Annotated in this window: 15 protein-coding genes and 1 tRNA gene; 7 read left to right on the top strand and 9 right to left on the bottom strand. The window is 62.9% G+C overall.

The annotated features are described in order from the left end of the window. Positions 1-30: 30 nt before the first annotated feature. The 3 genes from HD842_RS12210 to HD842_RS12200 form a co-directional block, all read right to left on the bottom strand. Positions 31-1,152, bottom strand: coding sequence for a beta-ketoacyl-ACP synthase III (locus tag HD842_RS12210; RefSeq protein WP_183554753.1), 1,122 nt, complete (start codon positions 1,150-1,152; stop codon positions 31-33). A gap of 124 nt (positions 1,153-1,276) precedes the next feature. Next, the gene (locus tag HD842_RS12205) at positions 1,277-2,701 is read right to left on the bottom strand and encodes a S41 family peptidase (protein WP_183554752.1); all 1,425 of its coding nucleotides are present in this window, start codon (positions 2,699-2,701) and stop codon (positions 1,277-1,279) included. Positions 2,702-3,041: 340 nt separating this feature from the next. Further along, positions 3,042-4,010, bottom strand: coding sequence for an IS1595 family transposase (locus HD842_RS12200; RefSeq protein ID WP_183554751.1), 969 nt, complete (start codon positions 4,008-4,010; stop codon positions 3,042-3,044). A 294-nt stretch (positions 4,011-4,304) separates the two neighbouring features. Here HD842_RS12200 and HD842_RS12195 point away from each other — a divergent pair, with 294 nt between their 5' ends. Further along, complete coding sequence (locus HD842_RS12195; RefSeq protein WP_370660829.1) at positions 4,305-6,389, top strand: M13 family metallopeptidase; 2,085 nt, start codon at positions 4,305-4,307, stop codon at positions 6,387-6,389. Positions 6,390-6,465: 76 nt separating this feature from the next. Next, entirely contained in the window at positions 6,466-8,532 is a 2,067-nt protein-coding gene (locus HD842_RS12190) for a M13 family metallopeptidase (protein ID WP_183554750.1), read from the top strand. A gap of 78 nt (positions 8,533-8,610) precedes the next feature. On the opposite strand, the gene HD842_RS24095 is transcribed toward HD842_RS12190, so the two are convergent. Together HD842_RS24095 and HD842_RS12180 are read right to left on the bottom strand one after the other, a co-directional pair. After that, positions 8,611-10,260, bottom strand: a complete 1,650-nt coding sequence (locus tag HD842_RS24095) for a right-handed parallel beta-helix repeat-containing protein (protein ID WP_229424734.1) — start codon at positions 10,258-10,260, stop codon at positions 8,611-8,613. A 286-nt stretch (positions 10,261-10,546) separates the two neighbouring features. After that, a complete protein-coding gene (locus HD842_RS12180) occupies positions 10,547-11,476 on the bottom strand; it encodes a c-type cytochrome (RefSeq protein WP_183554749.1) in 930 nt (309 codons plus the stop codon). A 177-nt stretch (positions 11,477-11,653) separates the two neighbouring features. Here HD842_RS12180 and HD842_RS12175 point away from each other — a divergent pair. From HD842_RS12175 to HD842_RS12155, 5 genes are all read left to right on the top strand, one after another. Next, positions 11,654-11,729 (top strand) — tRNA-Arg (locus HD842_RS12175). A gap of 693 nt (positions 11,730-12,422) precedes the next feature. Then, positions 12,423-13,826: a TIGR03013 family XrtA/PEP-CTERM system glycosyltransferase gene (locus tag HD842_RS12170; RefSeq protein ID WP_183554747.1), complete on the top strand. Its 1,404-nt coding sequence runs from the start codon at positions 12,423-12,425 to the stop codon at positions 13,824-13,826. 97 nt (positions 13,827-13,923) lie between these two features. Then, entirely contained in the window at positions 13,924-15,996 is a 2,073-nt protein-coding gene (prsK, locus tag HD842_RS12165; protein ID WP_183554745.1) for an XrtA/PEP-CTERM system histidine kinase PrsK, read from the top strand. Positions 15,997-16,009: 13 nt separating this feature from the next. After that, the gene (gene prsR, locus HD842_RS12160) at positions 16,010-17,374 is read left to right on the top strand and encodes a PEP-CTERM-box response regulator transcription factor (protein ID WP_183554742.1); all 1,365 of its coding nucleotides are present in this window, start codon (positions 16,010-16,012) and stop codon (positions 17,372-17,374) included. Continuing rightward, entirely contained in the window at positions 17,371-18,813 is a 1,443-nt protein-coding gene (locus tag HD842_RS12155) for a right-handed parallel beta-helix repeat-containing protein (protein ID WP_183554741.1), read from the top strand. Before prsR ends, HD842_RS12155 begins: the two co-directional genes overlap by 4 nt. Before the next feature lie 7 nt (positions 18,814-18,820). Here the strand turns inward: HD842_RS12155 and HD842_RS12150 are convergent, their stop codons facing one another. The 4 genes from HD842_RS12150 to HD842_RS12135 are packed head-to-tail and all read right to left on the bottom strand — an operon-like array spanning position 18,821 to position 22,318. Beyond that, a complete protein-coding gene (locus HD842_RS12150) occupies positions 18,821-19,714 on the bottom strand; it encodes a hydrolase 1, exosortase A system-associated (RefSeq protein WP_183554739.1) in 894 nt (297 codons plus the stop codon). After that, positions 19,704-20,561 (bottom strand): hydrolase 2, exosortase A system-associated, encoded by an 858-nt coding sequence (locus HD842_RS12145; RefSeq protein ID WP_183554737.1) that lies wholly within the window; start codon positions 20,559-20,561, stop codon positions 19,704-19,706. The genes HD842_RS12150 and HD842_RS12145 overlap by 11 nt, the downstream gene beginning before the upstream one ends. After that, positions 20,558-20,806: a phosphopantetheine-binding protein gene (locus tag HD842_RS12140; protein ID WP_183554735.1), complete on the bottom strand. Its 249-nt coding sequence runs from the start codon at positions 20,804-20,806 to the stop codon at positions 20,558-20,560. The genes HD842_RS12145 and HD842_RS12140 overlap by 4 nt, the downstream gene beginning before the upstream one ends. Before the next feature lie 51 nt (positions 20,807-20,857). Further along, entirely contained in the window at positions 20,858-22,318 is a 1,461-nt protein-coding gene (locus HD842_RS12135) for an oligosaccharide flippase family protein (RefSeq protein ID WP_183554733.1), read from the bottom strand. Positions 22,319-22,371 lie beyond the last annotated feature (53 nt).

The following is a 22,371-nucleotide window of genomic DNA, read 5'->3' as shown; positions in this document are numbered from 1 at the left end:
AGTGCTTGCCGGGCACACCACCACGGCTGATTACAGCTTGCGCACGACCACGCAGCCGATCGAGTAGCCGGCGCCGAACGAGCAGATCACGCCATTGGTGCCGGCCGCCAGATCATCCTGGTACTTGTGGAACGCAATGATCGAGCCGGCCGACGACGTGTTGGCGTAGCTGTCCAGGATCACCGGCGCCTCGCCCGGTTCGGCGTCGCGACCCAGCAGCATGCGCACGATCAGCAGGTTCATGTTCAGGTTCGCCTGGTGCAGCCAGTAGCGCGCGACATCGTCGGTGCCCAGGCCGGCGGCAGCCAAGGTGTCCTTGATCGTCTCGGCCGCCATCGGGCAGACTTCCTTGAACACCTTGCGGCCCTGCTGGCGGAACAGCTTATCGGGCAGGCCAACACCGGCTTCGTCGAAGCGGTTCATGAAGCCGAAGTTGTTGCGGATATTGTTCGAGAAGCTGGTCTTGAGGCGGCTGTCGAGGATTTCCCACTGGTGCGCGCCGGTGGCCGTGGCTTGCGCTTCGATGATGATCGCGGTGCAGGCGTCGCCAAAGATGAAGTGGCTGTCGCGGTCGCGGAAATTCAGGTGGCCGCTGGTGATTTCAGGGTTCAGCACCAGCACTGCGCGGGCGCGCCCGCCGCGTACCGCATCCACGGCGGTGGCGATGCCGAACGTGGCCGACGAACAGGCCACGTTCATGTCGAAGCCAAAGCCGCCGATGCCGAGCGCTTCCTGCACTTCAACGGCCATCGCCGGGTAGGCGCGCTGCATATTGCTGCAGGCGACCAGCACCATGTCGATGTCGTGCGCCTGCTTGCCGGCGCGCTCCAGCGCCTCGCGCGCGGCAGCCACGCACATCTCGGCCTGCAGCGAAATCTGGTCATCCGGGCGGTCGGCGATACGCGCCGTCATGTGGGCCGGGTCGAGGATGCCGCTCTTTTCCATCACGTAGCGCGACTGGATGCCGGACGCTTTTTCGATGAAGCCGCTGCTCGACGGCTCGAGCGCCGTCACCTCGCCGGCGGCGATGGCAGTCGCGTGTTCGGCGTTGTGCAGGTCGACGTAGGCGTTGAAGGCGGTCACCAGCTCGTCGTTCGAGATGGAATGCGGCGGCGTAAACAGGCCGGTGCCGCTGATGACGACAGGTATCATGTTCGGGAAACTTTCAAGGAAAATAAGGCCGCTTGGCCGCAAGATGCGCCGATTCTACACGCTCGGCGCGAGCGTGGGAATCGGGTAGAAAGCCGGGTAGAAAGCCGGCTGCGGTACGCTGGCGTCAACGCCCCTGGCGCGCCAGCGTCGTGCCCTTGGCGCGGCCAGACAGCACCACCGGCTGGCCCTTCAAGTGGCGCAGCGCCTGGGCCAGCTGGAAGTCGTCGGCGCTGCCGTAATCGAGCGGTTTGCGCTGGCGCGCTGCGTTCAGGAGCCGCATCTGCTCTTCGATGTCGTCCTCGCGCGTGGCGACTTCGGCCCCGCCGCCATTGGTCAGGTGGTGCTGCAGGTCGGCTTCGCGCATGCGCAGGGCGTTCAGGCCATCGCCGTCGGGATATTCATCGACCGGGACATCGGGCAGGATGCCGCGCGCCTGGATCGAGCGCCCGGCCGGCGTGTAGTAGCGGGCCGTGGTCAGCTTGACGGCGGCATTGCCGCCGATCGGGCGAATCGTCTGCACCGAGCCCTTGCCGAAGGTCTGGCTGCCGAGGATGGCGGCGCGCTTGTAGTCCTGCAGTGCGCCGGCGACGATCTCGGAAGCCGAGGCTGAACCGGTATTGACCAGCACGACCATCGGCAGCTTCTTGAATGCCGGTGGCAGGCTTGCCAGCGGATCGGCACCGCTGCGCAGCATGTAGAACTCGGGCCGGCCATAGAAGCGCTGGCGCGAGTCGGCCAGCTGGCCGTTGGTCGAGACGATTTCGGCGTTATTCGGCAAGAACGCAGCGGCCACGCCGATCGCGCCCTGCAGCAGACCGCCGGGATCGTTACGCAGGTCGAGCACTAAACCTTTGAGGTCGGGGTCTTCGCGGTACAGCGCCTGCAGCTTGGCGGCCATGTCGTCCACGGTCGGCTCCTGGAACTGCGCCACGCGCAGCCAGGCATAACCCGGTTCGACCATTTTGGCCTTGACGCTTTTCTGGACGATCTCGCGCCGCTCGACGGTGATGGTGAGCGGCGCTGGCGCCGACTTGCGCACGACCGTCAGCGTCACGTGCGTGCCCGGCTCGCCGCGCATGCGCTTGATGGCGTCGTCGATCGGCGTGCCCTGCACCGGGTGGCCGTCGATGCGGGTGATCAGGTCGCCTTCCTTGATGCCGGCGTGGTAGGCCGGTGAATCTTCCATCGGGCTGATGATCTCGATGTAGCCGTCTTCGCTGACGCTGATCTCGATGCCCAGACCGACGAAGCGGCCTTCGGTGCCTTCGCGCAGTTCGCGAAATGCGCGCGCGTCGAGGTAGGCCGAGTGCGGGTCGAGCGAGGCCACCATGCCGGTGATCGCCTGCGACAGCAGGGCCTTGTCCTGGACCGGTTCGACGTAACTGGTCTTGATGATGCCGACGACGTCGGCCAGTTCGCGCAACTCGGCCACCGGCATGCTCGATTCGAGCGACGGTTTGAAGGAGAGGGCGGAAAACTGCATCGTCAGGCCAACGCCGGCAACGATGCCCAGGCCGATCAGGCAGCCATTCTTGAAGGTGGAACCCATGTGATCCATTGTGGCAGCGCGCGCCGGTCGTGGAACCCGAGGCGCTGTGATCGGCCTGAGGTTGCGCAAGCGGAGTATAAACCGGTTCGCAGGCTGTTGCTGGCAGTCCCCTGGCCCCGACCATATCGCCTGACGTTGTCGAAATACCGGACATCGAATGAGTTGGCTCGAATAGCGATTTGTTACATGCCGTTAGCGAGGGTAAGCAAATGTAAGAGTGGCGCCTCGTGCAACAGTGCCCCCCTATAGTCGTGACTAGTTTTTCTCTCTCTCCACTCTTGAAGTGGTCTTGTCCCGCGGCTTTACTGCCGCGGGATTTTTTTTTGTGGTGCAGTCAGCATTATCTGTTGATGACTCCGATTGCGAGGCAGAACAATTGTGCTGCGGAACTGACCCGTTCGCCATCCAGCGCCCAGCGCCATCCCAGGTAATTGGGCAGATAGCGTGACGCCACGCCGCGAAAGCCCATCAACCAGGCCTTGAAGCGCTGGTGGTAGGCGTTCACGTTCTGCACGTGGATGGCGTGGCTGCCCAGGCGCCTGACGCGTACACCGGCACGCAGGTTCACCGCCTCGTGCGCAATGCGATGCTTGCGTGCAAATGCCCGATAAGCAGCATGGCTGTCGGTGACCAATAGCGCCTGCGGATCAAGCCTGGGGAGCAAGCTGCGCTCAAGTTGCGCAGCCGTCAGTGCGCCCCGGCCAGTGACGGCATCGATGGTCTGGCCGTTGCGGTCTCGCGCCACCAGAATGCAATCCAGATGCCGGGAAATGCCACGCATGGGCGCGTGCCCGCCACGGCGACGCGCTGGACGATCGAGCGTGCGCGAGCCTTTTTGTGATTCGAGCAGGAACATCTCGTCAGCTTCGACGATGCCATTCAGGGATGCCGGTCGGTCAAGCTTGACCCAAGCCAGAAAGCGGTGGCGCCACCGGAAGGTGGTATTGCGGTGCACGCCAACCCGGTCTGCACCTTTGCGCACGGACAGTGAATCGAGCAGCACCTGTGAATACGCGAGCCATTTGGCCTTGTGCCGGAGGCGCGCCAGCGGCGTGCCGCTGAGGTCGTTGAAGGTGCGCCCACAGGCGCAGCAGCGAAAGCGCTGCAGGTCGTTGGCGAATCCATGCCGATGGCAGCGTCCGCCACCACAGCGGGGACAGCAGCGCCCTGGTTCTCGGGCTTGCGAGATCAGTGCGACCACTTGGTCGAGCCCGGCTGCGGGATGTAGCGCGTCGAGCACTTGCCGGCGCTGCGGCTGATTCAGCGATGACAACGTTGCGAACCATTTCCTGAAACGCGGCGCTTTCATGAGCGGCTCCTGATGCTGGGGACAGGCGTTGGACTACCTAGCTGCTCATCAGTTCAAAGCTTTCCTCTATTTAACGCTGACTGCGCCTTTTTTGCTTATGTCATCCTGTTGTCACCTTCCAACACATGCATACGCGAGATTCCCCCGCCTGCGTGTATCGAAAAGTAAAAAAATCACCACGGCCAGCGCCGTTGCAAGTCCACCCGCTAGAATGTTCTTTTGCCGGCACGCAGCAGGCGCGACCGGTCAGACGCTGTTTATTCCTGCGAACACTTAGCAACCAAGGACTTACCCGTGAAGCGACTTCTCCTGAGTACCCTGACCCTGTCCCTGGCGGCAGCCTTTGCCGCACCGGCCATGGCCGCCGACGCCGCTCCTGCGGCCGCCGCAGCGCCGGCCACCGCGGCAGCGCCAGCCGGCGTCATCTCCGGTATCGACACCCAGTACATCGACAACAGCGTGCGTCCGCAGGACGATTTCTTCACGCACCTGAACGGCAAGTGGCTGAAAGAGACCGAGATCCCGGGTGACCGCTCGAGCTGGGGCACCTTCATGAAGCTGCGCGAAGACACCACGCCGCAACTGCTGGCGATCATCGAGGCAGCGCAGAAGGACACCGGCGCCAAGGCAGGTACCGAAGCGAAGAAGATCGGCGACCTGTATGCCAGCTTCATGGATGACGCGCGCCGCGAAGCGCTCGGCTACAAGCCGCTGACGGGCGAGCTGTCGCGCATCCGCGCACTCAAGGACAAGAAGGGCATTCCGGCGCTGGCCGCTCACCTGGGCAAGATCGGCGTGGCCAGCCCGTACGGCATCTATGTCGGCCAGGACATGCGCGAGTCGACCCGCCACGCGACCTACCTCAGCCAGAGCGGCCTGGGCATGCCCGACCGCGACTACTACCTGAAGGCGGATGACGCCAAGCTGGCCGAGATCCGCGCCAAGTACCAGGTGCACGTCGAGAAGATGCTGACGCTGGCCGGTGAAAAGAACGCTGCCGCGCAGGCCAAGGCGATCGTCGACTTCGAGACCGATCTGGCCAAGGTCCAGTGGACCAAGGTCGAGAACCGTGACCCGGTCAAGCGCTACAACAAGATGACGGTCGCCGAGCTCGCCAAGCTGGCGCCGGGCTATGACTGGAAAGGCGCGCTGGCCGCCGCCGGTGTGGGCAACAAGATCGACACGATCATCGTCAACCAGCCAAGCTACTTCACGGGCTTCGATGCGCTGCTGGCCAAGACCGACCTGGCCACGCTCAAGTCGTACTTCGAATGGCAGCTGCTGCGCGAATACGCGCCGTACCTGTCGAAGGCGTTCGTCGACGAGAACTTCGCGTTCTACGGCACCGCGCTGACCGGCGTGGCCGAGCAGCGTCCGAGCTGGAAGCGTGGCGTCTCGACCGTTGAAGGCACGCTGGGCGAGGCACTGGGCAAGCTGTACGTGGCCGAGCATTTCCCGGCCGAGCGCAAGGCGCGCATGGAACAGCTGGTGAAGAACCTGATCATCGCCTACGGCCAGTCGATCGACAACCTGGAGTGGATGAGCCCTGCGACCAAGAAGGAGGCCCGCGCCAAGCTGGCCAAGTTCACGCCGAAGATCGGCTATCCGGACAAGTGGCGCGATTACTCGCGCCTGACGATCAAGCGCGATGATTTGGTGGGCAATGCGATGCGTGCATCGACCTTCGCCTACAACTACAACATCGAAAAACTCGGCAAGCCTATCGACCATACCGAGTGGGGCATGACGCCGCAGACGGTCAACGCCTACTACCGCAGCACGATGAACGAAATCGTGTTCCCGGCCGCGATCCTGCAGCCGCCGTTCTTCGACATGCGCGCCGATGACGCGGTCAACTACGGCGCGATCGGCGCCGTGATCGGCCACGAAATCGGCCACGGTTTCGACGACAAGGGCAGCCAGTCCGATGGTGACGGCAATTTGCGCGACTGGTGGACGGCCGAAGACCGCGCCGCCTTCAAGGCCCGCACCGACAAGCTGGTCAAGCAGTTCAACGGCTACGCGCCGCTGCCGGGCTACAACGTGAACGGCGAACTGACGCTGGGCGAGAACATCGGCGACAACGCCGGCCTGTCGATCGGCTACAAGGCCTATAAATTGTCGCTGGCCGGCAAGCCGGCGCCGGTGATCGACGGCTTGACGGGCGACCAGCGCTTCTTCATGGGCTTTGGCCAGGTGTGGCGCTCGAAGATGCGTGAAGCCCAGCAGATCAACCAGGTGAAGACCGATCCGCACTCGCCGGGCCAGTTCCGCGCCAACGGCACCGTGTCGAACATGCCCGAGTTCTACGAGGCGTTCAACGTGAAACCAGGCGACAAGATGTACCTGCCGCCTGAAGACCGCGTCATCATCTGGTAAGGTTCCATGACAAGGGGCCGGCGTCACGAGCGCCGGCCTTTTGCATTGCACTCACAAACTAACAAAGAGAGATAACATGCAACGAAAACTGATCAGTGCAGCAGCGCTGGTGTTGACCACGTCGTTCATCGCGCCAATGGCGCTGGCCCAGGCCACCGCCGTCACGGCCACCGCGCCGGCCGGTGCATCGTCCGGCATTGCGACGCAATACATCGAACCGTCCGTGCGCGCGCAGGACGACTTCTTCGAACACCTCAACGGCAAGTGGCTCAAGAGCGTCGAGATCCCGGCCGACAAGTCGACCTGGGGCGCGTTCCACCAGCTGCGCGACGACACGCTGCCGCAGCTGCGCGCGATCATCGAGCGCACGGCCGCCGACAAGAACGCCGCCGCCGGCAGCGAAGCGCGCAAGATCGGCGACTTCTACGCCAGCTACATGGACGAAGCGCGCCTCGAGCAGCTGGGCGCCACGCCACTCAAGGGCGAGATGAGCAAGATCGCCGCGCTCAAGAGCAAGGCCGAACTGCCGGCGCTGTTTGCCAACCTGAACCGCGCCGGCGTGACCGTGCCGTTCACGTTCTTCATCCACCAGGATGCCAAGGATTCGACCAAGTATGTCGCCGACCTGTACCAGTCAGGCCTGGGCATGCCCGACCGCGACTATTACCTGAAGCAGGACGACGCCAAGCTGGCGGACGTGCGGGCCAAGTACCAGGTGCACATCGAGAAGATGCTGGCGCTGGCTGGCAGCAAGACCGCCGCCGCTGACGCGAAAGCCATCCTCGACCTGGAAACCCGACTGGCCAAGGTGCAGTGGACCAAGGTCGAGAACCGCGATCCGATCAAGACCTATAACAAGGTCGAGTTCAGCAAGCTGGCCGCGATGGCGCCGGGCTACGACTGGAACACCTGGCTGAAAGCCTCGGGCCTGCAGGGCAAGGCAACGTATCTGATCGTCAGCCAGCCGACCTACCTGAAAGGTTTTACCGACGTCCTGAACAGCGTGCCGCTGGCGACCTGGAAAGCGTATCTGCAATTCCAGACCGTCAACAGCTATGCGAACTACCTGTCGAAAGCCTTCGTCGACCAGCGATTCTCGTTCAACGGCACCACGCTGGCCGGCATTCCTGAACTCGAACCACGCTGGAAACGCGGCGTCTCGACGCTCGAAGGCAGCCTGGGTGATGCGGTGGGCAAGCTGTACGTGAAAGACCATTTCCCGGCCGAGCGCAAGGCGCGCATGGAAGTGCTGGTCAATAACCTGCTGGCGGCCTACAAGGATTCGATCGACACGCTCGACTGGATGAGCCCGGCGACCAAGAAGGAAGCGCAGACCAAGCTGGCCAAGTTCACGCCGAAGATCGGTTACCCGAACAAGTGGAAACAATACTCGGCGCTGACCGTCAAGCGCGATGACCTGGTGGGCAACGTGATGCGCTCGCGCGACGTCGAATACAACCGCGAACTGAACAAACTGGGCAAACCAATCGACCGCGACGAGTGGGGCATGACGCCGCAGACCGTCAACGCGTACTACAACCCGGAACTGAACGAAATCGTGTTCCCGGCCGCGATCCTGCAGCCGCCGTTCTTCGATGCGAAGGCCGACGACGCAGTCAACTACGGCGGCATTGGCGCCGTGATCGGCCACGAAATCAGCCACGGCTTCGACGACCAGGGTTCGCAGTACGACGGCGACGGCAATATGCGCAACTGGTGGACCGAAGAAGACGGCAAGCGTTTCGGCGAAAAGACCAAGGCCCTGATCGCCCAGTATGCCGCGTTCAGCCCGCTTGAAGGCTATAACGTGAATGGCGAACTGACGCTCGGCGAAAACATCGGCGACAACTCGGGCCTGGCGATTGCCTACAAGGCCTACAAGATCTCGCTCAAGGGCAAAACAGCGCCCGTGATCGATGGCCTGACTGGCGACCAGCGCTTCTATATGGGCTGGGGCCAGGTGTGGCGCACGAAGATGCGCGAACCGGCGCAGATCGCGCAGATCAAGACCGACCCGCACTCGCCGGCGCAATACCGCGCCAATGGCACGCTGAAGAACCAGCCAGGTTTCTACGAGGCGTTCAAGGTCAAGGCCGGCGACAAGATGTACCTGGCACCAAAAGATCGCGTGATCATCTGGTAAGCCTGCAGCGCAGGACACTGCGCGCATAAAACAAGGGCCGCTTTCGCGGCCCTTGTTGTTTCCGTTACCCTGCTGCGATCAGCGCGCCTGGCTCGAATAGCTGCACGACTTGACCGTGCCTGCGATCGGATCGCCGAACACCGCATTGGTGCAGGCGGTGCGCGTCGTGAACGTCTTGGTGGCGTAGGCGCCGGGCACGCCGTAGCGCACATCACGGGTGCCGGTGAACGAGCAGGTACCCTTTTCGGCAGCACATGCGGTCCAGGTCACGGGCGTGGTCGGCGTCGGGGTTGGTGCGCTCGACGCGGTACCCGCATAGCTGCAGGTCTTGACCGTACCTGTGATCGGATCACCGAACACGGCGTTCGAGCACTGGACATTGTTGGTAAACACCTTGACGACCCAGGAATTGCCCGCGCCATAACGCACTTCACGCGTACCGCTGAAACCACACGTGGCGTTCTCGTTGGCGCAGTTGGTCCAGGTGGACGGCGTTGGTGTTGGCGTCGGCGTCGGGGTCGGCGCCGGTGTCGGGGTGGGGGTGCCGCCCGAGGTCAGCGCTGCATAGGCGCCGATATCGCGCGCGCTTGCAGCAGCGCGGGTCTCGCCCGATGCCAAGTGCTTGTACTGCGCCACTGGCGTCAGGGACACACCAGATGCCGACACGCCCGGCGTCGAACCGGCGTTAATCACCAGCACGTTCGCGATTGGATGCAGATCGAACAGCAGGCGATTGATGAAGCCGGGCACGAGCGAACGGAAGTTGGTCCGGTCGATGGCATTGCTCTGATTGGTCACAGCGCCAGTACCGCCGAAGATATTGTTTTGCAGCAGAACCGGCGTGGTCACACTACCGCCGACCAACACGAAGGTGCCGCGTCCGCTGTCGTCGTTCAGGAACGTGTTGTTGACCACATACAGATCCTTGCCAGGATTGCTCGCGCCTTCACTGCCATAGGCCAGCAAACCCGGATTATTGTGACTGGCCGGTTGATGGATCACGTTGCCGATGACATACGAGGTACCGGCATTTGGCAGGTCGATCTCGTAGCTCGGTTTGCCGGTGCTGCTCGAGAAGCGGTTGTAATTGATCGTGTTGACGTTGGCGCGCGACTTGAGGTTATGACCGCCATTGGCATCGTGCGAGTAGTTGTAGCGGAACGTCAGGCTGCCGACATGACCAATATAAACATTGTGGCTGTAACCGTCGCCCCGGCCGTTGGAACCGAACTCGGTGTTCTCGATCACGATACTGCTGTTGGCATTGGCACCGGTCAGGATGCCGTTTTCGTTATCGTGCAAGTACGACGAACGCAGCGTGAAGTTGGTGCCTTCAATACGCAGTGCAGCGCCGTTGCGGTCCGGAACCGCCGCTCCGGCCATCTCGACGTTTTCTACTGTGATGTTGCTGCCCTGGATAACCCATATGCCCTTGCCTTGGGCATTTTTGCCTTGGGCATTAATGGTTGGACGACCATTAATGCCGCGAATGGTCAGATTGCTGGCGCCGATCGCGCAAACGTCCCCGTTGTAGGATTTACCGCCATCGATCTGGATGATGTCGCCGGACTGTGCACGGGCAAAGGCAGCGCACGGCGCAGCGTAGGTTTTTCCTGGCCCCACTGAGAGGGTGGCAGCGGATGCAACGCCTGCAGCGGCGAGCGACATCAGGAAAATTGCTGACAGACGGCACGAGGCGGGCACGATGGATTGGGAGCGGAGGGACATGGTGTACTAATCCTGTAAAGATTCCATTAGGAATTAATTTCGACTGGAAGTTCTGCAGGATAAGGTATTTACCTAGCGCAATTTGTAAGCAATTGTTACTTTACTTTTCAATCAACATGTCACATATGATAAATATGGTGGTATGAAAGTAACGCAATTAGTTGTTCAATTAATATGCGTAGAGGGTCATGCTCTGCACGTCCTCAGGCTGAGCTGGAGATAAAAATGACATGCAAAAAAAAGCGCCGATGCCGGCGCTTTGTTGTCTTGCCGTTCCCGGCAACGGTTATTTGACTGCAGCAGCCATGTAGTCGACGGCAGCCTTGACGTCGGCATCAGGGAGCGTGGAGCCACCTTTCGGCGGCATATAACCGGCCTTTCCCTGGAACCCCTTGATGGCGTGGTCGTACAAGACCGAGGCGCCCTGGCCGATACGTGTGCTCCACGCCGCCTTGTCGCCAAACTTGGGCGCGCCTGCAATACCGGCGCCGTGGCACGCGATACACGCTGTTTCGTACGCCTTTTTGCCGGTATCGGCACTTGCCACGGCTGGACCTGCAACTGGCGCCGCTGCTGTCGCCGCTGCTGCCGCAGGACCTGCTGGCGCAGGCACCGCTGCCGCCGTGGCGGCTGGCACTGCAGCGACCGGCGCACCAGCTGTCGCCGTGGCAGCATCACCGGCAACCGGTGTGGCTGCAGCAGCGGGTGCGGGCGCAACCGGTTCCTTGAAGCTGGCGCCACTCTTGTTGGTCATGAAGACGACGGCGCGCGCCACTTCGAGATCATCCAGATCAGGATTGCCGCCTTTGGCCGGCATGGCGCGGATCCCGTTGATCGCGTGCGTGACCAGCGTATCGTAACCCTGCGCCAGGCGGGTAGCCCAGGCAGCTGTGTCACCCGTCTTGGGAGACCCGGCCATGCCGCTGTCGTGGCACGCTGCGCAGGTAGCGATGTACACGGCGCCACCTGCCAGCAGGACACGTGGCGTATTGGCATCGCGCAATGTGAAACCTGCATCGGCAACCGGACGGATGCGCGCCGCGATCGCTTTGGCGCTTGTAGCGTCGCTGCCGGCGCCTTCCGTCGAGGCACTAGTGACGAAGGTCACCAACAGGATGATGCCGAGGACAACGACTAGGAAAAATCCCGCGACAGCAACCACGAGCTGTTTGGGCGTACGAATGAGGGATTCGTGGTCGTGCTGTGCGTCGCTCATGATTTCCTTAATTCAATTAAAAAAACCGGCCACTGAGGCGCTGCGATCTAGTGGCTTTTTTGCAAGTGCCGTCGAGCATCTTATTATAGTGTAAACCTGTATTGATGCCAGGGTTTTTCGGGCGCTGCCCATGGACGTACTCGACGAAAGACTGTATCCTTCGCTACGCTTGCCAGTGCGGCTGTAGCTCAGTGGATAGAGTATTGGCCTCCGAAGCCAAGGGTCGCTGGTTCGATTCCAGCCAGCCGCACCAATTTGGCATCTTGCCATCCCGCCCTCCCAGCATCTGGCGTTGTTTCACAACGCTTGCTCTGCAGCCCTGTACCTCCTTGTCACCACCACGTCAGTCCGGTCCTGCTGTGTCTTATTGACCACTCTGTGGCTGCAAGTCTCTGTTGTTCATCAATTATTCTGAAATCTATAGCGCACGATTACAACCTTTGCGTGGCTTTATGCATGGTCAGTGCTAAAATCCCTCGACTTTATTGCATGGTGGAACTAATGTTGTCTTTTGATGCAACTGTACTGACGAACTTACAGGGTTCAAACAGTCAATGTTGCAACAAGCTGACGGGGCAGCAGCCTGTCATTGAGTGACCAGGTGTTTCCATGCTATATTGAATGTTAAAAATATGTCAAAACAATAACTTAAAAATGATGTTGATCTTGCAAGAAATTTGTTGCGATGTCAGATCATGGAATAATTTCCCAGATTGACCTCGTCTCCATGACGCTGCCAGGTCACCGCCTCCATGCCGGTGCCCTGAAAAGCGCATGCGCGTATTTCAACGTGTAACGTTACGTGTGGTTGCCGTTGTATTGGTTGACAATTAATCGAAGAAGTTAGTAGCTGCCAACACAGGCAACGGTGGTGTAGCGGATGCGCGGCGCGTGCATTCGGCATCTCGGCATGCAGTAAGCGTAATCATCAATTCTGGGGAATAACATGTTTCGGATCTCTAACCACTACGTGTCGAAGATCGTTTTCGTCCTGCTATTCGTGGAAATATTGATCCTGTTGGGCGCCGCCTATGCAGGCGCAGCCATGCGTTTTCTCGACATCGGCGCACCGCTCACGACCGACCAGTTCGATCACTTCCTGGCCTCGGCCGTCGCGTTTGCCGTGGCGGTCAGCTTCAGCATGAGCGCCATGGGGATGTACCAGCTCGATTTCGACGAAGGCTTGCGCCATCCGTTTTTCATGAAGCTGATGCCCGCGTTCCTGATGGGTTTCCTGATCCTGACGCTGGTGTTCTATGTGGCGCCCGACTTGTACTTCGGTCGTGGCATCCTGTTGCTGGGCTTTGGCCTTGCCGCGGCCGGCATTTTCATTGCACGCATCATCTTCTTCAAGACATCGGAACTGCGCCTGATGCAGTCGCGCATCCTGTTCCTGGGCAACGGTGCGCTGGCCAAGGAGTGCAGCGAACTGGCCGTCAACAAGAACAGCTACCACCGCTACAAGGTCGTCGGCTTCATTCCAGTGGGCAGCGACGACATGTGCGTGCCAGCCGCTGACGTGCTCAAGGTGCGCGAAGGCGACTCGCTCGTCAAATTGGCGACCCAGTACGGCGCGCAGGAGATCGTCGTGTCGGTGCAGAACCGGCGCGGCAGTTTCCCGATCAAGGAACTTCTCGACTGCAAACTGCAAGGCGTGAAGGTCACCGATGCCGCTACCTTCTTCGAGCGCGAAACCTGCCAGATCCGGGTCGATTCGCTGCAGCCGAGCTGGCTGGTGTTCGGCGGTGGCTTCGACCAGAGCTTCATCCGTATCTTCATGAAGCGCGGCTTTGACCTGATCTGCAGCACGCTGATCATGGCGGTCACGTTCCCGATCATGCTCGGCGCAGCACTGGCCGTGTGGCTGGAAGACCGCAACCCCGTGTTCTATTCGCAGGAGCGGGTCGGCAAGGATGGCAAAATTTTCCGTGTCCACAAGTTCCGCAGCATGCGCGCCGATGCCGAAAAAGGTGGCACGCCACAGTGGGCGGCGCAGAACGATCCGCGCGTGACGCGTGTCGGCAACTTCATGCGCAAGACCCGGATCGACGAGCTGCCGCAAATCCTGAACGTGTTCAAGGGCGACATGTCGTTCGTGGGCCCACGGCCCGAGCGTGCCTACTTCGTCCAGCAGCTGATCGAAGTGGTTCCATATTACAATGTCCGTCATAGCATCAAGCCGGGTATTACCGGTTGGGCCCAGGTGCGTTATGGCTATGGTTCGTCGGCCGAGGACGCGTTGCAGAAATTGCAGTACGATCTCTACTACGTCAAGAACAACAGCCTGTTCCTGGATGTACTCATCCTGATCAATACGCTCAAGGTCGTGCTGTTCCGTAGCGGACGCTGATCGTCCCGGATCGGCTTGCGGTGTGTGCACTGCAGGCCGCTGGCATTAACGTTTCTGTCCCGAATTTTTCAATGGTCGTTTTCATGGATGGCATACGTTGACCACCATTGCCGTCTATAGCTATAGCGTCGCCGCCATCGGTTTCTTGCTGCTGATCGGCCTGCTGTTCACCATCTGGCGCGGCCGCACCCAGGTTGCCGCCATTGCTCTGGCATGCGGATTCACCGCACTCTGGTCCGCCGCCCTGGCCGGGCAGGCCGCCACCGGCCACGAACTGTGGTCGGTCTGGACCGACACCCTCGAAATCCTGCGCAGCGCCGCCTGGTGCGTCGTGCTGCTGCTTTTGCTGGGCAACTCGCGCGATCCCGCCAGCCGCTGGCCGTTCAGCCTGCGCACGCCCATCTTCATCGGCGCCGTTTGCTATGGGATCCTGCTGCTGGTGACAGTATTCGTGCGTACCGACCTGATGCTCAATCTGGACGGTGGCCTGGTGCCCAACGTCACGGCGCGCGTGTGCCAGGCAGTGCTCGGCATGCTGCTGGTCGAGCAGGTCTACCGCAACAAGACGATCCAGGAGCGCTGGGCCATCAAGTTCGCCTGTCTGGGCATCGGCGCGATGTTCGCCTACGACTTCTACATGTACAGCCAGGCGATGCTGTTCCATGACATGCACCCGGACACCTGGGCTGCGCGTGGCATCGTCAATGCACTGGCCATGCCGCTGATCGGCACTGCCGTCAAGCGCAGCACGTCGCGCTCGACCGCGCTGGTGCTGTCGCGCCGCGTGATGTTCCACTCGACCGCGCTGTTCGGCTCGGCGATCTATCTGCTGGCGATGGGCTTCGCCGGCTACTACCTGCGTTATTTCGGTGGTAGCTGGGGCGGCGTGATGCAGGTCGCGTTTCTCTGCGGCGCCTTGCTGCTGCTGACCGGAACCCTGTTTTCGGGTACCTTCCGCGCCTGGCTCAAGGTCTTCATCAGCAAGCATTTCTACAGTTACGGCTACGACTACCGCGAGGAATGGATGCGCTTCACGCGCACCCTGTCGTCCGACAGCACGCACATCGGCGAGCGCGCGATCGAAGCGGTCGGCGCGCTGGTGGAAAGCCCGGGCGGCGTGCTGTGGCAGCGCCGCGACGGCGACGGCGGTCACTATCAGCCGGTGGCGGGATGGCAAGCCACCAGCACTGCGACCGAACCGGCCGACTCGAATTTCTGTCACTTCCTGGAATCGACCCAGTGGGTGATCGACCTGCGCGAATACGCGGCCCTGCCTGAAAAATACGGTGATCTGGTCTTGCCGTCGTGGCTCGTCGCGTTTCCGCGCGGCTGGCTGGTGGTGCCCCTGATCCTGCACGGCAAGCTGTTCGGCTTCGTCGTGCTGCAGGATGCGCGCAGCGCCGTGTCCCTGAACTGGGAAGTGTTCGACCTGCTCGAGATCGCCGGCAGCCAGGCTGCCAGTTACCTGGCGCAGCAGGATGCCGCCAACGAGCTGATGGTGGCGCGCCAGTTCGAGTCATTCAATCGCATGTCGACCTTTGTCGTGCACGACCTGAAAAACCTGGTGGCCCAGCTGTCGCTGATGAACGCCAACGCCGAGAAGCACCGCGACAATCCCGAGTTCCAGCGCGATATGCTCGATACCGTGACACACTCGGTCGACAAGATGAAAATGATGCTGCAAAAGCTCAGCCGCAACGATGCACCGGAACGGCCGTTGCCGCTGCGCGTCGAGAACGTCGTGCGCCAGGCGATTGCGCTCAAGAGCGCGTTCGAGCCGCATCCGGTGCTGGACGTGGTCGATGCGGGCCTTCTGGTGCTGGCCGATGGCGAGCGCCTCGAGCGCGTGCTGGGCCACCTGATCCAGAACGCGATCGAAGCCACGCCGCGCAGCGGCCGCGTCAGCGTCTCGATTGCCCGCGCGGGCGGGGAGGTCGCCGTGACCGTGGCCGATACCGGCGCCGGCATGAGCGAAGAATTCATCCGCGAGCGGCTGTTCAAGCCATTCGAATCGACCAAGCCGGCCGGCATGGGCATCGGCGTGTTCGAAAGCCGGGAATACATCCACGAATTGGGCGGGGCACTGGCATTGACCAGCGTGCCCGCGCAGGGAAGCACATTTACCGTCACGTTGCCGCTGTACCGCGAGGCCAACGAGCGCGCTGCGTGATGAAAGGACAACCGTGAGCCAAAACAAACCGAAACTGCTGATCATCGAAGACGACCCGGGCCTGCAAAAGCAGCTGCGCTGGAGTTTCGACGCGTATGACGTGGTGGTCGCCGACGACCGCGAAAGCGCACTGGCGCAGATCCGCCGCCACGAGCCGGCCGTGGTCACGATGGACCTGGGCTTGCCGCCCGACCCGGACGGTTCGACCGAAGGCCTGGCCACGCTCCAGCAGATCCTGGCGCTGGCGCCGGAAACGCGCGTGATCGTCCTGACCGGCAACCAGGACCGCGCCAATGCCGTCAAGGCGATCGCCATGGGCGCCTACGATTTCCACCAGAAGCCGCCCGAGCCCGAAGTGCTCAACCTGGTCATCCAGCGCGCATTCTTTTTGCACAATCTGCAGGAAGAAAACCGCCGCATGCAGAACGGCCAGGCCGATTCGCCGATGGCCGGCGTGATCAGCCGCGACCCCGGCATGCTCAAGCTGTGCCGCAGTATCGAGAAGGTCGCCCCGACCTCGGCCTCGGTCATGCTGCTGGGCGAATCGGGCACCGGCAAGGAAGTGCTGGCGCGCGCGGTACACGCGATCTCGCCACGCGCCAAGGAGCGCTTCGTGGCGATCAACTGCGCCGCGATTCCCGAGAACCTGCTCGAGAGCGAATTGTTCGGCTACGAAAAAGGCGCCTTCACCGGGGCTGCCAAGCAGACCAAGGGCAAGGTCGAACTGGCCCACGGCGGCACGTTCTTCCTCGATGAAGTGGGCGACCTGCCGATGGCGCTGCAGGCCAAGCTGCTGCGCTTTTTGCAGGAGCGCGTGATCGAGCGCATCGGCGGGCACGAAGAAATCCCCGTCGACGTGCGCATCGTCTGCGCCACGCACCAGAAGCTCAAGGAATTGTGCAGCACCGGGCGCTTCCGCGAAGACTTGTATTACCGCCTGTCCGAGATCGTCGTGACGATTCCGCCGCTGCGCAACCGCCAGGGCGACGCAGCCCTGCTGGCGCATCACTTCAAGAACAAGTTCTGCGCCCAGGAGTCGCGTCCGACGCTGCACTTCTCGCCGGATGCGATCGCAGCGATCGAAGGCTATGCCTGGCCGGGCAATGTGCGCGAGATGGAAAACTGCGTCAAGCGCGCCGTGATCATGGCCGATGGCCCGACCATCGTGGCCGACGACCTGGGCCTGCCCGAAGGCGACACGCCGGTCGAGGAACCGCTGAACCTGCGCCAGGTGCGCGACGAAGCCGAGCAGGGCGCCATCGTGAAGGCGCTGGCGCGCGCGGACGGCAATATCGTCAAGGCGTCGGAAATGCTGGGCATCAGCCGCCCGACGATGTATGACCTGATGAACCGCCACGGCATCAAGAGCGGGACATGAGGCCCGTCGCCCGCCTGGCGCTGGGCGCGGCACTGCTCGGCGCATGCGGGGTAGTGTCGGCACTTTTTGTGGTCGAACGCATGGGCGTGGCGCCGCGCGCGCTGGCGCCATATGTCGAAAAACGCAGCAGCGGCCATAATCCCGCCATCGTCGGCGCCGGTCAGTACGCCAGCCGCATGCTGCTGGCGCTGGACCGTGGCGAGGTGCGTCCGGTGCTGCAGGCCGAGTTGCATGCTTTGGCAATCGGCGCCCAGCAGGTGGCTGTCGGGGGCAGCGGCGGCGAGGCCGCGCAGCGCGTGGACGTGATCGACGTCGACGGGCTGCGCGCAGCCATGAAAGAGGCAGCGGCAGGCACGATCATTACGCTCGCACCGGGCACCTACAGCATCGGCGGGCGGGCACTCGAGGCCAACCGCGGCGGCAGCGCAGAAGCGCCGATCGTGGTGCGCGCCGCGCAGCCGGGCAGCGTTACATTGGTCTCGAGCGTGCTCATGGCCGTCAAGGTCAGCGCCCCCTACTGGCGTTTCGAAAATCTCACGATTGACGGTGCGTGCCAGCGCGACGACGATTGCGAACACGCGTTTCAGGTCGTGGGCGCGGCGAGCCACTTCGCGGCGGTGAACAATACCATCGGCGGGTTCAACGCCCACTTCAAGATCAATGGCAGCGATGGCCGCTTTCCGGATCACGGCCTGATCGAAGCCAATACCCTGTTCAATCCGGCGCCACGCGCCACGCGCCAGCCTGTCACACCAATCGACCTGGTTGCGGCCAGTCACTGGACCATCCGCAGCAATATCGTTCGCGACTTCGTCAAGATGCATGGCAATCAGATCAGTTATGGCGCGTTCGCCAAGGGCGGCGGCAGCGGCAATGTCTTCGAGCGCAACCTGATCTGGTGCGAACGCGAGCTGACCGGCCAGCCGGGCCAGCGGATCGGCGTGTCGCTGGGTGGCGGCGGCACCGGCAAATCATCTTGCCGCGATGGCCGCTGCATTACCGAACAGGATGGGAGCGTGCTGCGCGCGAACCTGATCGTCGGCTGTTCCGATGCCGGCATCTATCTCAATAGTGCGGCGGGCAGCCGGATCGAGGACAACACCGTGCTCGACACCGGCGGCATCGATGTGCGTTACCCGACCAGCAGCGCCCAGCTCGATGGCAACCTGGTCGACGGCCCGATCCGCGCGCGCGACGGTGCATTGCTGCGCCTGGGCGACAATCGCGATACGGGGCTGTGGAGATCGTTCGTGGGCCACCATCCGGTGCGTGCGCTGTTCGCCGCGCCCACCCGGGGCGACTTCGGCTGGGCCGGCGATGCGCCGCTGCGGGCCGGTGGGCCGGCGCCGGAATCTCGCGAAGACTTATGCGGTGCGGCACGCGGCGCCACGCGGATCTATGGCGCGTTTGAAGACTTTACCGCCTGCCGGCGGCCTTAGGCCGCACCTACCAGGATCGCAGCCAGTCGGCCGTCCAGCGCGCGACCTGGTCACGCCATTCGCGGCGCGAGAACGTGTGGTCGGCGCCGTCGATCTGGTAACGCCGCACGCGCGGCGGCGCCAGCGTGCGGCGCCAGTGTGCATCGGCATCGGCCAGGTCGGAAAACTCGCGGGCAGTCAGGTCGGAGCCTGACAGCACCAGAAGGATCGGGCCGCCAAAGTCGCGCAGGCCGGCATGCATCCGGTCCGGCAGCGAGCACGCTGGCCCCGTGGACTGCGCCGGCGCGGGCTGGCGCGCAGCCTGGCGCGTCAGCGCCACCAGTGACGACAGGGATTTACGCCACGAGAACTGGCCACTGAGCACACGCCGCCAGAAGGCGCCGTTGCGCAGCTGGGCGCGGTAGTAATGGCGCAGCGTGGCGCGTGCCAGTCCCTCGTCGGTACGCACCCATGGATTGAGCAGCACCAGGCCGGCCACACGGGCATCGCGCGCGGCATACATGCCGATCGCCGACGCCGCGTCGCACAGCCCCCACAACACCACTTCGCGCAGCGCGGGCACGGCGGCCATCATGGTGTCGATCGCCGCGCGCAGGTCGTCTTCGACGTCGTCGAAGGCCCGCACCATGCCGCTGCTGTCGCCCATGCCGCGGTAGTCGAAGCGAAACGCGGCGATGCCTTCCTGCGCCAGGCTGCGCGCCAGCAGAGTGAACTGACGGTGGCTGCCGGCCCGGTACTGCGGCCCGCCGACCACGATCAGCACGCCACGCGCGCTGGGCGCCGGGGGCAAGGTCAGGATGCCATACAGCCGCTCGCCGCCGCCGTCAAACGCCAGGGCGCGTTCATCGACCGCACCACCATGGGCAGGTACCGGCAAGGTCTGCACGTCGTCAAGTTCCATCGCCGCGCGCCTCCAGCGCCAGTACTGTGGCCTCGACCCAGGCGGCGTTTTCGGTGATTTCGCTGGTCGACCAGAACGGCGCGCATGCGACCGGATGCAGGCGCAGGTCAACCCCCTTGCCCTGCCAGGCAGCTGCAGCCCGCGCGGCGCCCGGCGCCGGGCCCTGATTGCTGCCCGTGATGGCCTCGATCCAGTCGACCGGACAGGCCGGCGCAGCCGCGTCGAGTGGCTCGAGCGCATCGAGCGCCGCAGCCAGTTGCGGATGGAGGTCATAGCCGGCAATTTCGAGTACTTCACCCTCATGCAAGGCGTTGCGCAGGGCTTGCGTGCTGCCCGGCGCGCTGGCACTGGGCTCGCCTTCGGCCAGCATGGCGCCGGCCAGTCGCAGGCGCAGGAACTGGGTCAGGTGGTTCGAGCCGGTGAGCACCGGCTGCCATAGCAGCAGGCCGTCGACCGGATGGCGCGCTTCGCGTGCGTAATCGAGTGCGAGCAGTGCGCCAAGGCGCAGGCCCCACAGCCGCAATGGGCCGTCGAAGCGCTCGAGCAGCCAGCGCGCGCCGGCGGCCAGATCAGCCTTCCACAGTGCCCAGCGGGCGTCGCCAAAGTCGCCACTGCTGTCACCGCAGCCGGTCAGGTCGATCTGGAGCACGGCATGGCCGGATGCCGCCAGCGCGCGCGCGCCGAGCGCGGCCATGCGCCGGGTACGGTTCATTTCTTCGGCAAACGGGTGCACGTACAGGACCGCGCCACGGCAGCGGCCGGCAGGCGGGTGATACAGGCAAAAGCGCTGCCCGTCTTCCATTTTCAGGAAAAACGGTTCGGCAGGCCGCGCCACGGCGACAGTCATGGGGCGCGCTTGTCGGCCACGAATGCCGCCAGGCTCCCCAGGGTGGCGAAGGTGCTGGCGCTGATGTCGTCATCGTCGATCGCGATGTCGAAGTGCTCTTCCAGCGCGGCAATGAGGCTGATCACCGCCATCGAATCGAGTTCCGGCAGCGCGCCCAGCAGGGCTGAGTCGGCATGGAGGTGACGACCGTTCTCACCCAGGCTGAGGACATCGGTCAGGATGGTCTTGATTTCTTCGAGATACATGCGAATTCCATTCCAGTGGGCGCCGCAGGTCGCCGGCGCACTCGGTTACGTTTATGGATTGGGGCGAAGCAGCGCCAGCCGGGCCTTGATCGGCGCTGCCAGCCGGTGCACCTCGTCCACCAGTTCATGGCGCGTCAGGCGCAGCAGCAGATACCAAACCGCTGCCAGCGGCAACGCCATGATCAGCAGGCGCAGCAAAGGCGCAAGTGTCGCCGGCACTACTGCCTGCAGCAGCAAGGCGGCAGCCCCGGTACCCAGTGCCACGACCGCGCTTGGCGCCAGCGCGCGCAGCAGATGCTGCAGCCCGAGGCTAAAATAGCGGTCCTGCATGTACAGCACCAGTGGCATGGTAACAATTGTCGCCGCACACAGTGCCCAGGCAAACCGCTCCAGCGAGCCATCATACATCAGCACGCCGAAAGCGATGCGAGCTGCCAGCGAGCCCAGTGTCGGCAGTGCGCTCAGGTAGGGCCGGCCGATCGCCAGCACCGCCGGGGGAATGTAGTGGGACATCATGGCCACCGCCGCCGCCAGCGCCAGCGGCAGGATGGCCGGTACTGCCGTGACCCAGGTAGGACCATACAGGGCCGTGACAATGTCCTCCCCGAGCACGGCGGTCAGGACCAGCGCAGCCCACCCGATGCCAGTCAGTAGCACGGTAGCACGGGTCAGCATCGGCACCAGCGACTCGCCACGGTGGAAAATCTGGGCCAGGTAAGAGATTGCGCCGTAATTCACCGTCGAGCCGGCGACAAGAAGGAAGATCTGCACGGTCGAGTTGGCGCGGCTGAGCAGGCCAACCTGGGCGGCCGAACCGAGCTTGCCGAGCAGGATGTCGGGGATGGAGTTGTTGATCGCCCCCGCCATGTTCGCCAGCAGCGAGCCGGCGCCGAAATGGACCACGCTGCGCCAGTGCGCGATCGACGGCAGCCATGGCAGCTTGGCCGGGCGTAACGGGATGTAGGCGATCACGCAGGCCGCAATATTGATGAGGTTAGCCCAGGCCAGGCTCATGCTGCCAAAACCGAGTTTGGCCAGCAGCAGGCAGCTGACGCAGAAGCTGATGGTGCCGACCGCATTGACGATGGCCTGCTTTTCGGCGGCGAACTCGCGCACCAGCAGCGCCGAGGTGATCGAGCCAAACGGGATCAGCACAAAGCCGAGCGCCAGCACGCGCATCACCGGCACGATCTCGGGTTCTGCAAACCATTTGCCAAGGGCGTCGCTGGCCAGGAACAGGCCGAGGGCGATCAGCCACGAGGTCGTATACACCACGCCGGTGGCCGAGCGAATCTTGTCGGGGGTTAATTCGGCTTCGCGCTGCAGGTACTGGGTGACGCCGAAATCGCGGAATACGTGGGCAAAATTGACGAATACCAGCGTCATCGAGTAGACGCCGATTTCGCTTGGGCTGAGCATGCGCGCCAGGATGACGCTGACCGCGAATTTCAGTACGGTCGAGCCGGACGTTGAGAAAAAATTAATGATCAGCGAGCGACGTAGGTTCGCCATAGGGGGAGCAGAAATCGATATTGAGGGGAGGGGGCGCCGCACCGGGCGGCGCA

The sequence above is a fragment of the Massilia aurea genome, from assembly GCF_014200505.1.
Lineage (GTDB): Bacteria > Pseudomonadota > Gammaproteobacteria > Burkholderiales > Burkholderiaceae_D > Telluria > Telluria aurea_B.
The sequence above is the reverse complement of the archived record's forward strand: the minus strand, read 5'-3'. Positions and strand labels throughout refer to the sequence as shown.